Here is a 13,709-nt window from a genome sequence, read left to right as displayed (position 1 = left end):
TATCGATCGAGCTATGGCATATAACGTAACGCTCCGGCAAAGCGGCCGGCAGTTTCAGGTAGAACCCGACGAACCCGTCCTCACCGCCGCACTGCGTCAAGGCGTGGGCGTCCCCTACGGCTGCAAGAACGGCGCATGCGGTTCGTGCAAGGGGGCCGTCGTGTCGGGCGAGATCGAACAACGTTCGCACTCGTCGTCGGCGCTGTCGAACGATGAGAAAACGCGCGGCATGGCGCTGTTTTGCTGCGCGACGGCGCAGTCCGATCTCGTCATCGACGTGCGCGAGATCGCGGGCGTGGGCGATGTCCAAGTCAAGAAGCTGCCCTGCCGCGTCAATGCGCTCGAGCGCCGCGCGGACGACGTCATCGTGCTCAAGCTGCAACTGCCCGCGAACGAGCGGCTGCAATACCTCGCCGGCCAGTACATCGAGTTCATCCTCAAGGACGGCAAGCGCCGCAGCTACTCCATGGCGAGCGCGCCGAACCATGAAGGCCCGATCGAGCTGCACATCCGCCACATGCCGGGCGGCGTCTTCACCGATCATGTGTTCGGCACGATGAAGGAGCGCGACATCCTGCGTTTCGAGGGTCCGCTCGGCACATTCTTCCTGCGCGAGGATTCCGACAAGCCGATCATCCTGCTCGCTTCGGGCACGGGCTTCGCGCCGATCAAGGCGATCGCCGAGCATGCGTTCTTCAAGAACGTCGATCGGCCGATCACGCTCTACTGGGGTGCGCGCCGCAAGAAAGACATCTACATGCTCGAACTCGCCGAAAGCTGGGCGAAAGCGCACCCGAATTTCAAGTTCGTGCCCGTGCTGTCCGAGCCCGATGCAAGCGAGAACTGGACCGGTCGAACGGGCTTCGTGCATCGCGCGGTGGTGGAAGATCTGCCGGATCTGTCGGGCTACCAGGTCTACGCGTGCGGCGCGCCGGTCATGGTCGAATCGGCCTTGCGCGACTTCACGGCCCATCACCAGTTGCCCGCCGACGAGTTCTACGCCGATTCGTTCACGAGCGAAGCCGATCTCGTCAACGCCGTTTGACCCGCGGCGATGAGAACAAAATGCGACAGATGATGCGCCGCAGCGATTGCATCGCGACGCACGCTGTCGTATTCTTGCGCCCATGACCCGCCACCTGTCCGCCCTCCGACGTCGCCGCTCGCTCCCTGCAAGGGAAGCCGTCGGCTCGTAAGCGGACGCGCCTCGCAAAGACAGCAGTTGGCGAGGAGGCGCACCGGTCAAACCGCGAAAGCCACGGACTTCCGTGGCTTTTTTCATTTTCCCTTCACACCATTCGTTTATCGCGGAGCCGCGCCATGCCTTCGACAGAGAACCCGACGCAGTCGCTGATGTACATCACCAACCGGCCGGACATCGTCTTTACGCGCGGCGCCGGTTCTTGGATCTTCGACAGCGAAGGCAAGCGCTACCTCGATTTCATTCAAGGCTGGGCGGTCAATAGCCTGGGGCATTGCCACCCGGCGATGATCGAGGCGCTCGAGACGCAAGCGCGTCAGCTCATCAATCCGTCGCCGGCCTTCTACAACGAGCCGATGGCGAACCTCGCCACGCTGCTCACCGAAAACAGCGTGTTCGACAAAGTGTTCTTCGCGAACAGCGGCGCCGAAGCCAACGAGGGCGCCATCAAGCTCGCGCGCAAGTGGGGCAGGAAGTTCAAGAACGGCGCCTACGAAATCATCACGTTCGACCACAGCTTTCACGGCCGCACGATCGCGACGATGTCGGCAAGCGGCAAGCCGGGGTGGGACACGCTCTATGCACCGCAGGTGCCGGGTTTTCCGAAAGCCGAGCTGAACGATATCGCGTCCGTCGAAAAACTGATCGGCGAAAAGACGGTCGCCGTCATGCTCGAACCGATCCAGGGCGAAGGCGGCGTCATCCCGGCGACGCGCGAATTCATGCGCGAGCTGCGCGAACTGACACGGCGTCATGGGCTGCTGCTCATCGTCGATGAAGTGCAAAGCGGATGCGGCCGGGCCGGCACGCTCTTCGCGTACGAGCTGGCGGGCATCGAGCCCGACATCATGACGCTCGGCAAGGGCATCGGCGGCGGCGTGCCGCTCGCGGCGCTGCTGTCGAAAGCCGACGTGGCCGTTTTCGAGGCGGGCGATCAGGGCGGCACGTACAACGGCAACCCGCTGATGACCGCCGTGGGTTACGCGGTCATCAAGACGCTCGTCGCGCCCGGTTTCCTCGAAAGCGTGCGCGCGCGCGGCGAGTATTTGCGTGCGAAGCTGCTCGAGCTGTCGGCCGAGCGCGGCTTCGAGGGCGAACGGGGCGACGGCCTGCTGCGCGCGCTGCTGCTCGGCAAGGACATCGGACCGCAAATCGTCGAGAAGGCGCGGGAGCTGCAGCCGACGGGCCTGCTGCTGAACGCGGCGCGGCCGAACCTGCTGCGCTTCATGCCGGCCTTGAACGTGACGAATGACGAAATCGATCAGATGATGGCGATGCTGCGGACGGTGCTCGATTCGCTCTGAGCGATGGGCCGTCGATCGGTGAGCGCTCGGAACGACTGATCGCCGCACGCGGCGCGGGACGTACATCCCCGCCCTCACCATAAAAAAAAGCCGCACCGCGCTCGCGCGCCGTGCGGCTTTTGCTTCAGCCTAGGCCGAACGCGCAACCGTTACATCGACACCTTGTTGATGAACGAGCGCTTGCCGTCCTTGTAGCCGTAGATCGAAATGACGCCGTGCTTCAAGTCGCCCTTGGCATCGAACGTCGTCTCGCCGATCACGCCCTTGTAGTCGGTCGTGGGCATCGCGGCGAGGATCTTCGCCGGATCCGTCGAGTTGGCGCGCTTCATCGCATCCGCGATGATGTAGACGGCATCGTACGTGTACGGCGAATACAGCACGACGTCTTGGCCGTAGCGCTGCTTGTACTTCGTGGCGAACGCGGAGCCGCCCTTCATCTGGTCGAGACCGATGCCGGCCTGCGAGCAAACGATGTTGTCGGCGGCCGGACCGGCCAAGTCGGCGATATTCGCCGTGCACACGCCGTCGCCGGCGAGGATCTTCGCGCGCAGGCCGAGCTGCTTCGCTTGCTTGGCGAACGGGCCGCCCGTGGCGTCCATCGCGCCGACCATGATCGCGTCGGGGTTTTCGCCCTTGATCTTCGTCAGAATCGCGCGGAAGTCGACGGCCTTGTCGTTCGTCGCATCATGCGAGACGACCGTCAGGCCCGCCGCCTTCGCAGCCGTTTCGAACTCGCTCGCGAGGCCTTGGCCGTACGCCGTCGAATCGTCGACGATCGCCACCTTCTTCACGCCCATCGTCTTGGCGGCGTAGTTTGCCAGCGCCGGTCCTTGCTGCGCATCGGTCGCGACGACGCGATACGTCGTCTTGAAACCTTGCAGCGTGTACTTCGGATTCGTCGCCGACGGCGAGATCTGAAGGATGCCGGCATCGCTGTAGATCTTCGACGCGGGGATCGACGTGCCCGAGGTTTCGTGGCCCACAACGGCCACGACCTTGTCGTCGACGAGCTTTTGCGCAACCTGCGTGGCTTGACGCGGGTCGCCTGCGTCATCCTGCGGATCGAGTTGCAGCGTGACCTTCTGGCCGCCGATCATGAGCCCCTTCGCATTGATCTCTTCGATCGCGAGACGAGCGCCGTTTTCGTTGTCCTTGCCTTGGTGAGCCGAACCGCCCGTGAGCGGAGCGACGTGCCCGATTTTGACCGTCGTATCGGCCAAAGCGGTATTGCTGAGCGCGAAACAAAGCGCGGCTGCTGCTGCGCAGCCGGTGAGAAGCGACTTATTCACTGTTGTAATCCCCTTGTTGGATCGGGTTTTTGGAACGACAGACTACTGCGGGCCGTAGGCCCTTTGACGGCGCCCATGCCTCACGGCACAGGCGCACGAGAGGATGGCGTTATTCGCCGAGATACGCGGCCCGCACCTTCGGATCGTCGAGCATTTGCTTGGCATCGCCCGACATCGTGACCATACCAGAATCCATCACATAGCCTCGGTTAGCCGCTTGCAACGCGAGACGTGCGTTCTGCTCCACGAGCAGCACCGTGAGGCCTTCTTTCGAGATGTCGCGCACGACTTCGAAGATCTTCTCCACCATGATCGGCGAGAGACCCATCGACGGCTCGTCGAGCAAGAGCAGCTTCGGACGGCTAATGATTGCGCGCGCCATGGCCAGCATCTGCTGCTCGCCGCCCGAGAGCGTACCGGCCAACTGCTTGGCACGTTCCTTCAAGCGCGGAAAGTAGCCGAACATGCGCTCGACGTCCTTCTCGATGCCGTCCTTGTCGTTGCGCAGGTATGCGCCCATCTGCATGTTTTCCAAAATCGACATGCGCGCAAAAATGCCGCGGCCCTCCGGCACCATCGCCAAGCCGCGCTTGAGCAGCTCGTGCGCCGGCACGCCCTTGATCGACTGGCCTTCGTACTCGATGTCGCCCGCCGAGTAGGGCTTGAGACCCGTGATCGCCTTCATCGTCGTCGTCTTGCCCGCGCCGTTCGCGCCGATCAGCGTGACCAGCTCGCCCTGCGCGACTTCCATGTCGACGCCCTTGACCGCCTGGATGCCGCCGTAATTGACCTGCAGGCCCTTGATTTTCAACATTGCCGTAGCCATCAGTGGACCCCCGCGCCCAGATATGCCTCAATCACCTTCGGGTTCTTCTGCACGTCTTGCGGCAGACCTTCAGCGATCACCTTGCCGTAGTCGAGCACCGTCATGCGGTTGCACAGGTGCATCACCAGCTTCACGTCGTGTTCGATCAACAGAATCGTCTTGCCGTCGTCGCGGATCTTTTCCAGAAGACGCGTGAGTTCGACTTTCTCCGTTGCATTCATACCGGCCGCCGGCTCATCGAGCGCGAGCAGCTTCGGGTCGGTCGCGAGCGCACGGGCGATTTCCAGACGGCGCTGATGGCCGTACGAGAGGTTGCGCGCCGTATAGTCGGCGTATTGCAGCACGCCCACGTATTCGAGCAGTTCGAGCGCGCGCTCCTTGATCTCGCGCTCTTCCTGGCGTTCGGCCGGCGTTTGCAGCACGGCGCCGATCAGCCCGTGCTTGGTGCGCACGTGGCGGCCCACCATCACGTTTTCCAATGCGGTCATGCCGCCGAACAAGCGGATGTTCTGGAACGTGCGGGCGATACCGGCCTGCGCCACCTGATGCACCGCCGTCGGCGTGTAGTCCTGGCCATCGAGCTTGAACTCGCCCGAATCAGGCGTGTACAAACCGGTGATCACGTTGAAGAACGTGGTCTTGCCCGCGCCGTTCGGCCCGATCAGGCCGTAGATCGTGCCTTCTTCGATCTTCAGCCCCACGTCCGACAGCGCTTGCAGGCCGCCGAAGCGCTTGTTCACGCCGCTGACGGACAAACGAATGCTTTTATTGCTCATAGATAGACTCCCGTTCCGTCGAGCGTTAAGCGCGCACCGGCTTCTTGGCGCCGCGCTTGGCCAGTTTTGCGATCTTGTCCTCGTGCTTCGGCGCGGGCCACAGGCCTTCCGAGCGGTACAGCATGATGAGAACCATCGCCAGGCCGTACAGCAGCTGACGGATCACTTCCGTGTCCAGGATCTGGTGGCCGAATAGCCAGTGTTGCAGCGGACCCATCGTCGAGCGCAGGAATTCGGGGAAGATGGCCAGCAGCACGGCGCCCAGAATCACGCCGGGGATATGACCCATGCCGCCGAGCACCACGCAGGCAAGCACGACGACCGATTCCCAGAACGTGAACGACTCGGGCGAGACGAACCCTTGGAAGCCGCCGAACATCGCACCCGAGAGGCCGCCGAACGAAGCGCCCATCGCGAATGCGAGCAGCTTCACGTTACGCACGTTGATGCCCATCGCCTTCGCGGCGATCTCGTCTTCGCGAATCGCGGCCCAAGCACGGCCGATACGCGAATGCTGCAAGCGCGTGCACACCCAGATCACGAACAGCGAGCACAGCACGAACAGGTAGTAGTACAGATAGACCGACGGCAGTTGCATGCCGAAGATCGTGTGCGTTTGCGCCAGGCTAAAGCCCGCCACGTGCACCGGGTCCACGCCCGTGATCCCCTGCGGCCCGTTCGTGATGTTGATCGGACGGTCCAGGTTGTTCATGAAGATCCGAACGATTTCCCCGAAGCCCAGCGTCACGATAGCGAGGTAGTCGCCGCGCAGACGCAAGGTAGGCGCGCCCAGCAGCACGCCGAACAGCGCCGCCAGGCCCATCGCGATCGGCACGATCACGAAGTACGACAGATGCAGACCGTTCGGCCAGATCGCGTGGATCCACTCGAACTGATTGGACAGATGCGGCGAAGTGAGCAGCGCCGCCGTGTAGGCGCCCACCGCGTAGAACGCGATGTAGCCCAAGTCCAGCAGGCCGGCAAAACCCACCACCACGTTCAGGCCCAGCGCCAGCATCACGTAGAGCATCGCGAAGTCGAGCACGCGAACCCAGTAGTTGCCGCCGGCCGCCCCGATGATCATCGGGGCCGCAATGACGAAGATGGCCGTGATCACGCCGACGACGAGCGTCTTCGTGGCGTTCTTCTCGGGGATGAGCGTCGTGGACGGCTCGATCGGTTGAATTGAAGTCATTTTTCTAGCTCCTTGCCCTTACGCGCGGTCCGCAACTCGTTCGCCGAGCAGACCCGACGGACGGAACACCAAGACGATGATCAGCACGATGAACGCGAACACGTCTTGATAGTTACTGCCGAACACGCCACCGGTCAGATTGCCGATGTAGCCCGCGCCCAGCTGTTCGATCAGACCGAGCACCACGCCGCCCACCATCGCGCCGCCCAGGTTGCCGATCCCGCCGAGCACCGCGGCCGTGAACGCCTTCATGCCGGGGATGAAGCCCATGTAGAAGTGCACGTTGCCGTATTCGGAGGCGACCATCACGCCGGCCAGCGCAGCCAAGGCCGAACCCAGCATGAACGTGGCCGAAATCACGAAGTTCGGGTTCACGCCCATCAGGCTCGCGACGTTCGGGTTTTCGGCGATCGCACGCATCGCGCGGCCAAGCTTGGTCTTATGCACGAGCAGCAGCAGACCGGCCATCACCAGGAACGCGACGACGATGATCGTGATTTCGGTCATCGAGATCACGGCGCCGACGGTCGTGTCGGTGGCCTTGATCACGTTGATCGGGTCCGTGGAAATGAGCTGCGGGAACGGCAGCGGGTTGCGCGACCAGATCATCATGGCCAGCGTCTCCAGCAGGATCGACACGCCGATGGCGGTGATCAAGGGAGCCAGCCGCGGCGCGCGGCGCAGCGGCCGGTACGCGGTACGCTCGATCAGGTAGCCGACGATCGCGCAAACCACGGCCGCGACCACGAGCCCGATGATCAGCGTGGGGATGTTACCCAACCCCGGAAAGTGGTTGTGCAGCACATTGATGGTCGATAGCGCGACCATCGCACCGACCATCAGGACATCGCCGTGAGCGAAGTTGATGATGCCTAAGATGCCGTACACCATCGTATAGCCGAGCGCAATGATCGCGTAAACGCTACCAAGCACCAGCCCGTTGAGGATCTGCTGGATGAAGATATCCATTTAAAGCTCCTTAGCCCGTGCGACTGGATTTCCGCTTCGCGCCGGTTGTAACCGGACGGTTGACGAAAACCGCAACGGCACTGCGGGTACTGATAAAAAAACCGGTAAGGGTCGGCCGCCTCACGGACACCGCTGAAACCGTGATTCGGCGGCAAATCCGTTGGGGCGGATGCAAAAACGGCACCGTCGGGTATCCGGTGCCGTCGCGCTACCATGCTCCGTCACTACACCTTGCACGACGTCGAGAACCGCATGGCGGCTGTCCTTGACGTCGTGAAGCGTAATGGCGCCTTCCTGCGAACCGTCGTCGACGCTGGCGGCGATGAGGCCCGGCCGCGTGCTCGCGCACGCGGTGGACATCGCCTCTAGCATCTCGGGCGCTTCAAACGAGTCGGCACACTTGCGTGCGTCCGGCGCCGCACAAGCGGCGCCGACCGCGAACGACGCCGCAACCGGCGCCGGCGTGCCGGAGCGGGCCTCGTCATGCTGCGCGAGGTCTGCATCCGGGCGTCGGCACGCAGGCGTCGAGCCCGCCTGCAAACCGACGCGATGCCGACACGCGCCGAGCGCCGACGACATCACCCTGCGAGCATGCACGCCGCCTGCAAGGATTTTTGCTCCGATTTCGAGCGTCGCCTGCGCTGCAGGCAACACACTCGCCGAAAATGTTCCGCCATACCTGCACGCGCTGGATCGAGCGCGTCCGATGCGGGTGGGGAGAGTCGCCGGAGCCGCCGCACGCGAAGGCGCGACACGGTGCCGACGAGCCGGCCGCGCGTGTCTTATCGACCGCGACGCCGCCTGCTGGTTATTTTCGTTGTCCTGTTCGACAAGCGCCGAGCATTCCGCCAACCGCGCGGCCTGCTCCAAGGTGACGATAGCCGCCGTCTCTCTCGTCGACGCCGCGGCGGCCCGTGCCGCGACACCGATGCTCGCCTCGCCGCGCCTCGTGAAGCTCGATGCGGCGTAAGCAAACTTGACTTGCATTAACTAGGTCTCCTGCGCCTTGCTCAATACAGATGCCAAAAGGCCAGGGACCTTGAGGACGCGCGCATTGTAACTCTAATTATCGAAAGGCCAATATGCTGAATCGCCAGGGTTTTCCTGCATTGCAACCTTTTTTTGAGACCCTTATTTGGTGCACGTCGCAACTCAGTTGCAACATTTGTGCGTTTCCTGGGAGCAACCTTCGCATCCGCGCCGTTCCGGCAAATAAAAAAGCGCGCCGGATCACGGCGCGCTTGGCGGAGAAAATAATGCGGCGAGGGAAAACCCCGAGTAAGCCCAATAATGGGAAACATTTTTGCCGGAGCTTTCGCCGCAGCGACCCTCAGTCCGACAGCGCAAGTCCGCGCGGCAAGGGGAAAGCGATGTTTTCCTCGATGCCCTCGAGCGCCCGGACATGGCGCACACCCAATTCCCGCAATCTGGAAATGACGGCTTGTGCGAGCACCTCCGGCGCCGAGGCGCCGGCCGTGACGCCGATCCGGCGTTTGCCCTCGACCCACGCGGGCTCGATCTGGTCCGGCGAGTCGACCATGTAAGCCGGCACGCCGCGCTTTTCCGCGACTTCCCGCAGCCGGTTCGAATTCGAGCTGTTGGGGCTGCCGACGACGATCACGACGTCGCACTGCGGCGCCATGAACTTCACGGCGTCCTGGCGGTTCTGCGTCGCGTAGCAGATGTCCTGCTTCTTGGGCTCGCGAATTTGCGGAAAGCGCGCCTTGAGCGCGGCGATGATGTCGGCAGCGTCGTCGACCGATAGCGTCGTCTGCGTGACGAAAGCGATGCGCGAGGGGTCCGCCACCTCGAGCGCGTTGACATCCTCGATGCTTTCGACAAGATACATACCCTCGCCGCACTGCCCCATCGTGCCCTCGACTTCGGGGTGCCCCTTGTGCCCGATCATGACGATGTCGAGCCCCTCTTGGCGCATCTTCCCGACTTCGATGTGAACCTTGGTGACGAGCGGACAAGTCGCGTCGTAAATGCGCAGGTCGCGCGCCTGCGCCTCCTCGCGCACGGCCTTCGACACGCCGTGCGCACTGAAGATGACCGTGCTGCCCGCGGGTACGTCGTCCAGTTGCTCGACGAACACGGCGCCCTTCTTGCGCAGATCTTCGACCACATAAGCGTTGTGGACGATCTCGTGACGCACGTAGATAGGCGCGCCGAACAGCTTGATGGCGCGTTCGACGATCTCGATGGCCCGATCGACGCCGGCGCAAAAGCCGCGCGGCTGGGCGAGCAGGATTTCCGCCTCGGCAGCGGCGAGTGAGGTGTCCGTGAGGCTCATGTCTACAGAATTCCGATGATGTGCACTTCGAACGTCAGCGCCTGGCCGGCGAGCGGGTGATTGAAATCGAACAAGGCGGATGTCTCTCCGACCTCCTTGAGCACGCCGGCGTAGCGGCCGCCGCTCGGCGCATTGAACTCGATCAGGTCGCCCGGCGTGAAATCCTCGCCCATCATGCCGTTCTCGCGCAGCGTGGCGAGCGAGACGCGCTGAATGAGCTCGGGATTGCGCGGCCCGAACGCTTCGCCCTCACCTAGCCGAAAGGTCGAGTGGTCGCCCGTCTTCATGCCCATCAAAATGTCTTCGAGTGGCGCGGCAAGCTGGCCGGCCCCGAGCAGCAACGTGGCCGGCTTGTCGGCGAACGTATTCACGATGTCGGCGCCATCGGCCAATGAAAGACGGTAGTGAAGCGTGACGTGCGAGCCGGCCTTCACTTCGGAAATATCGATGATGCTCATGGGATAGCTCGTAGGGCAAACGGAACGTGCGGGCCGCGCGAAGGCTGTGCCCGGGCAAGCGTTGCGCCGGGAAGATCGCGCGCGCCGCGCACGGAGGGCCCCGCGCAAAAGCGTCATTGTAAGCCACCTCGCGCCGGGCAGCGCGCGCCCTATCGGCGCACGGGCCGTGCCCGAGCGCGCGGCGGCACGGCGAACCAACACTATTAGTAATGGGAGATGCACCGATGTCCGATAGTTCCACCGTTCTCGCGGCGCCGCACCGGCGCGACGCAGCCACGCGCGACATGCCGCGCGAGCGCCTGTTCGGCATCGGCGCGTCCGCGCTGTCCGATACCGAACTCATCGCGATCTTTCTCGGGTCGGGGCTGCCCGGGCACGACGTGTTCGAGGTGGCGCGCTCGCTCCTCAAGCGCTTCGGCTCGCTGCGCGCAATGCTCGATGCGACGAAGGCCGATTTCCACGGCGTGCGGGGAATCGGGCCGGCCAAGACCGCTGTCCTGCTGGCCGTGATCGAGATGGCGCGCCGCGCCCTGGCCGAACGGGCGCGCGAGCAGCCGCTCGTCGACTCCATCGCGGCCGTGCACGACTACGTGCGGCTGTCGATCGGCACGCGGCCGTACGAGGTGTTCGTGTGCCTCTTTCTCGACGCCCGCCACCGCCTGATCGACTGCGAGGAAACGTCGCGCGGGTCGCTCACGCGGCTGGCGGTGTACCCGCGCGAGATCGTGCGGCGGGCGCTCGAAGTCAACGCGGCCAGCCTCGTCGTCGCGCACAATCACCCGTCGGGCGCGGTATCCCCGAGCGCGAGCGACCGCCAGCTCACGCGCGTGCTGCGGGACGCCCTCGCGCTGATCGACGTGCGGCTCGTCGATCATCTCGTGGTCGGCCGCCAAGAGGTCTTTTCCTTCGCGAGCGCCGGTTGGCTCTGACTCGGCTGCGCCCATCGCTGCGCTGCCTCGGCGGGCCGCCCAGGAGGAAATGCAAATTCGGTTTGATTTTCCTGGCCTTTTTCTGCTAGAATCGCCGTCTGCCTGTTACCAACCCCGTTCGGAAGCTTGGGGAAGGTTGCCACGACCGCCCGCCGGTCGGCTTCCTTGCGCCCTTTCCTGTTAGGCCTGGCCCAGGTTCGAACCCCGAATATAAGCGTTTTAGGAGTGCTCTCATATGGCACGCGTATGCCAAGTAACTGGGAAAGGGCCGATGAGCGGCAACAACGTTTCCCACGCGAACAACAAGACGAAGCGGCGCTTCCTGCCGAATCTGCAATCCCGTCGTTTCTGGGTCGAGAGCGAGAACCGTTTCGTGCGCCTGCGCGTGACGAACGCCGGTCTGCGCCTCATCGATAAGAACGGCATCGATTCCGTGCTGGCCGATTTGCGCGCCCGCGGCGAAATCTAAGGAGTAAGTCATGGCCAAAGGCGCACGCGACAAGATCAAGCTGGAGTCGACCGCAGGCACGGGTCACTTCTACACCACGACGAAGAACAAGCGCAACATGCCGGAAAAGATGGAGATCATGAAGTTCGATCCCGTCGCCCGCAAGCATGTGGCGTACAAGGAAACGAAGATCAAGTAATCGCTCAGCGAGCGGTTACCCAATCGGTTTCCTGCCGGTCGAAAGACACCAAAAGCCCCGCCGCGTGCGGGGCTTTTTGCTTGGTTCGCTACCCGTTTGCTACCCCGGCGCGGTATGCTCGCAAGCTGCCCGCGCGTTTTCATACGGCTGCAATGTTTTGCGCATCGACGCAGCGGGACGGGGACAAAGGACTGACATGAATTTCGACGTCGTAATCGTAGGCAGCGGGCTCGCGGGCCTGACCGTCGCACTGAATCTCGCCGAAAAACGGCGTGTCGCCGTGATCGCGAAACGGTCGATGACGGAGGGCGCGAGCGACTGGGCACAAGGCGGGATCGCCGCGGTGCTCGACTCTGCCGACAGCGTTGAAAACCATGTCGACGACACGCTCATCGCCGGCGGTGGCTTGTGCGACGAAGCGGCCACGCGCTTCATCGTCGAACACGGCCGCGAGGCCATCGAATGGCTGATCGCCCAAGGCGTGCCATTCACGCGCGACGATGCCGCGGAACTCGGCTTCCATCTAACGCGCGAAGGCGGCCATAGCCATCGGCGCATCATTCATGCGGCCGACGCCACGGGTCATGCCGTCGTCGCGACGCTGTCCGAGCGTGTGCGCTCGCACCCGAACATCACGCTGTTGGAAGATCACTACGCGATCGATCTGATTACCTCCGATCGTCTGGGCTTGCCCGGCCGCCGCTGCCATGGCCTCTACGCGCTCGATCTCGCCGGCGGACGCACCGTCACGCTGGAAGCGCCGCACACGATCCTCGCCACCGGCGGCGCCGGCAAGGTCTATTTGTATACGACGAATCCCGACACAGCGACGGGCGATGGCATCGCCATGGCGTGGCGCGCAGGCTGCCGCGTATCGAACATGGAGTTCATCCAGTTCCACCCCACCTGCCTGTTCCATCCGTACGCGAAGTCGTTTCTGATCACCGAAGCGGTGCGCGGCGAAGGCGGCAAGCTTGTCCTGCCCGACGGTACCCGCTTCATGCCCGAGCACGATGAGCGCGCCGAACTCGCGCCGCGTGACATCGTCGCGCGTGCCATCGATTTCGAGATCAAGAAACGCGGCATCGATTGCGTCTACCTCGACATCAGTCATCAACCGCCGGCGTTCCTGCACGAGCACTTCCCGACAATTCTCGCGCGCTGCCTCGAATTCGGCATCGACATCACGAAAGATCCGATCCCGGTCGTGCCTGCGGCGCACTACACGTGCGGCGGTGTCGTGACCGATCTCGCGGGGCGCACCGATCTGGCTGGGCTCTATGCCGTTGGCGAAACGTCGTGCACGGGCCTGCACGGCGCGAACCGCCTGGCCAGCAACTCGCTGCTCGAATGCCTCGTCATCGGGCGCTCGGCCGCCGAAGCGATCGAACGCGAAGGCTTCGAGGCCGCCGCTCACGCCCCGCTGCCGGATTGGGACGAGAGCCGCGTGTCCGATCCCGACGAGGAAGTCGTCGTGGCGCACAACTGGGACGAGCTGCGCCGGCTCATGTGGAACTATGTCGGCATCGTGCGGACCGACAAACGCCTCGCGCGCGCCAAGCACCGCATCGCCCTGCTGCGCGACGAAATCCAAGAGTATTACGCTAACTTCAAAGTCAGCCGCGATCTGCTCGAACTGCGCAATCTCGTCGATGTCGCGTCCTTGATCGTCGAAAGCGCACGCACGCGCCGCGAGAGTCGCGGGCTGCATTTTTCGCGCGATTGGCCCTCTGCGTTGCCGAAAGCGTTGCCTACCGTCCTCGCCCCCGAGCGGATTCGCAACCGCAAGGTCTGAAGAAACGGCGCGTCGCACCGGGGT

14 protein-coding genes are annotated in these 13,709 nt (G+C 63.5%); 6 read left to right on the top strand and 8 right to left on the bottom strand.

Translation table 11 applies throughout. The annotated features are described in order from the left end of the window. The first annotated feature begins 13 nt into the window (after positions 1–13). Both ACTHNR_RS02300 and ACTHNR_RS02295 read left to right on the top strand, forming a co-directional pair. Positions 14–1,045 (top strand): CDP-6-deoxy-delta-3,4-glucoseen reductase, encoded by a 1,032-nt coding sequence (locus ACTHNR_RS02300; protein ID WP_440545818.1) that lies wholly within the window; start codon positions 14–16, stop codon positions 1,043–1,045. Positions 1,046–1,320: 275 nt separating this feature from the next. Next, positions 1,321–2,505 (top strand): acetylornithine transaminase, encoded by a 1,185-nt coding sequence (locus ACTHNR_RS02295; protein ID WP_440545817.1) that lies wholly within the window; start codon positions 1,321–1,323, stop codon positions 2,503–2,505. Between the two features lie 149 nt (positions 2,506–2,654). Here the strand turns inward: ACTHNR_RS02295 and ACTHNR_RS02290 are convergent, their stop codons facing one another. From ACTHNR_RS02290 to ACTHNR_RS02255, 8 genes are all read right to left on the bottom strand, one after another. Further along, a complete protein-coding gene (locus ACTHNR_RS02290; RefSeq protein ID WP_440545816.1) occupies positions 2,655–3,794 on the bottom strand; it encodes a branched-chain amino acid ABC transporter substrate-binding protein in 1,140 nt (379 codons plus the stop codon). A gap of 109 nt (positions 3,795–3,903) precedes the next feature. Further along, the gene (locus ACTHNR_RS02285; protein ID WP_440545815.1) at positions 3,904–4,620 is read right to left on the bottom strand and encodes an ABC transporter ATP-binding protein; all 717 of its coding nucleotides are present in this window, start codon (positions 4,618–4,620) and stop codon (positions 3,904–3,906) included. Beyond that, positions 4,620–5,396, bottom strand: a complete 777-nt coding sequence (locus tag ACTHNR_RS02280; protein WP_440545814.1) for an ABC transporter ATP-binding protein — start codon at positions 5,394–5,396, stop codon at positions 4,620–4,622. The genes ACTHNR_RS02285 and ACTHNR_RS02280 overlap by 1 nt, the downstream gene beginning before the upstream one ends. 25 nt (positions 5,397–5,421) lie before the next feature. Then, complete coding sequence (locus ACTHNR_RS02275) at positions 5,422–6,591, bottom strand: ABC transporter permease subunit (RefSeq protein ID WP_440545813.1); 1,170 nt, start codon at positions 6,589–6,591, stop codon at positions 5,422–5,424. Between the two features lie 18 nt (positions 6,592–6,609). After that, a complete protein-coding gene (locus tag ACTHNR_RS02270) occupies positions 6,610–7,560 on the bottom strand; it encodes a branched-chain amino acid ABC transporter permease (protein ID WP_440545812.1) in 951 nt (316 codons plus the stop codon). Between the two features lie 120 nt (positions 7,561–7,680). Continuing rightward, positions 7,681–8,430 (bottom strand): hypothetical protein, encoded by a 750-nt coding sequence (locus ACTHNR_RS02265; protein ID WP_440545811.1) that lies wholly within the window; start codon positions 8,428–8,430, stop codon positions 7,681–7,683. Positions 8,431–8,890: 460 nt separating this feature from the next. Next, positions 8,891–9,856 carry a 4-hydroxy-3-methylbut-2-enyl diphosphate reductase gene (gene ispH, locus ACTHNR_RS02260; RefSeq protein WP_440545809.1) on the bottom strand — a complete coding sequence of 322 codons (966 nt, stop codon included), beginning with the start codon at positions 9,854–9,856 and terminating at the stop codon, positions 8,891–8,893. A gap of 2 nt (positions 9,857–9,858) precedes the next feature. Next, positions 9,859–10,314, bottom strand: coding sequence for an FKBP-type peptidyl-prolyl cis-trans isomerase (locus ACTHNR_RS02255; RefSeq protein WP_440545808.1), 456 nt, complete (start codon positions 10,312–10,314; stop codon positions 9,859–9,861). Positions 10,315–10,538: 224 nt separating this feature from the next. Between ACTHNR_RS02255 and radC the strand changes: the two genes are divergently transcribed. From radC to nadB, 4 genes are all read left to right on the top strand, one after another. Continuing rightward, positions 10,539–11,243 (top strand): RadC family protein, encoded by a 705-nt coding sequence (gene radC, locus ACTHNR_RS02250; RefSeq protein ID WP_440545807.1) that lies wholly within the window; start codon positions 10,539–10,541, stop codon positions 11,241–11,243. Between the two features lie 235 nt (positions 11,244–11,478). After that, positions 11,479–11,712: a 50S ribosomal protein L28 gene (gene rpmB, locus ACTHNR_RS02245; protein WP_440545806.1), complete on the top strand. Its 234-nt coding sequence runs from the start codon at positions 11,479–11,481 to the stop codon at positions 11,710–11,712. Positions 11,713–11,722: 10 nt separating this feature from the next. Continuing rightward, positions 11,723–11,890, top strand: coding sequence for a 50S ribosomal protein L33 (gene rpmG / locus ACTHNR_RS02240; protein ID WP_004185395.1), 168 nt, complete (start codon positions 11,723–11,725; stop codon positions 11,888–11,890). A 196-nt stretch (positions 11,891–12,086) separates the two neighbouring features. Continuing rightward, positions 12,087–13,685, top strand: coding sequence for an L-aspartate oxidase (gene nadB, locus ACTHNR_RS02235; protein ID WP_440545805.1), 1,599 nt, complete (start codon positions 12,087–12,089; stop codon positions 13,683–13,685). The last annotated feature ends 24 nt before the right edge of the window (positions 13,686–13,709 follow it).

The sequence above is a fragment of the Trinickia sp. genome, assembly GCF_051954495.1.
Lineage (GTDB): Bacteria > Pseudomonadota > Gammaproteobacteria > Burkholderiales > Burkholderiaceae > Trinickia.
This window is presented reverse-complemented; position numbering and strand designations above follow the sequence as displayed.

Bases quoted from the DNA above. Each gene is read 5' to 3' on its own strand.
- ACTHNR_RS02300 (WP_440545818.1), top strand. From the start codon at position 14: ATGGCATATAACGTAACGCTCCGGCAAAGCGGCCGGCAGTTTCAGGTA.
- ACTHNR_RS02295 (WP_440545817.1), top strand. From the start codon at position 1,321: ATGCCTTCGACAGAGAACCCGACGCAGTCGCTGATGTACATCACCAAC.
- ACTHNR_RS02285 (WP_440545815.1), bottom strand. From the start codon at position 4,620: ATGGCTACGGCAATGTTGAAAATCAAGGGCCTGCAGGTCAATTACGGC.
- ACTHNR_RS02280 (WP_440545814.1), bottom strand. From the start codon at position 5,396: ATGAGCAATAAAAGCATTCGTTTGTCCGTCAGCGGCGTGAACAAGCGC.
- ACTHNR_RS02275 (WP_440545813.1), bottom strand. From the start codon at position 6,591: ATGACTTCAATTCAACCGATCGAGCCGTCCACGACGCTCATCCCCGAG.
- ACTHNR_RS02270 (WP_440545812.1), bottom strand. From the start codon at position 7,560: ATGGATATCTTCATCCAGCAGATCCTCAACGGGCTGGTGCTTGGTAGC.
- ispH (WP_440545809.1), bottom strand. From the start codon at position 9,856: ATGAGCCTCACGGACACCTCACTCGCCGCTGCCGAGGCGGAAATCCTG.
- ACTHNR_RS02255 (WP_440545808.1), bottom strand. From the start codon at position 10,314: ATGAGCATCATCGATATTTCCGAAGTGAAGGCCGGCTCGCACGTCACG.
- radC (WP_440545807.1), top strand. From the start codon at position 10,539: ATGTCCGATAGTTCCACCGTTCTCGCGGCGCCGCACCGGCGCGACGCA.
- rpmB (WP_440545806.1), top strand. From the start codon at position 11,479: ATGGCACGCGTATGCCAAGTAACTGGGAAAGGGCCGATGAGCGGCAAC.
- rpmG (WP_004185395.1), top strand. From the start codon at position 11,723: ATGGCCAAAGGCGCACGCGACAAGATCAAGCTGGAGTCGACCGCAGGC.
- nadB (WP_440545805.1), top strand. From the start codon at position 12,087: ATGAATTTCGACGTCGTAATCGTAGGCAGCGGGCTCGCGGGCCTGACC.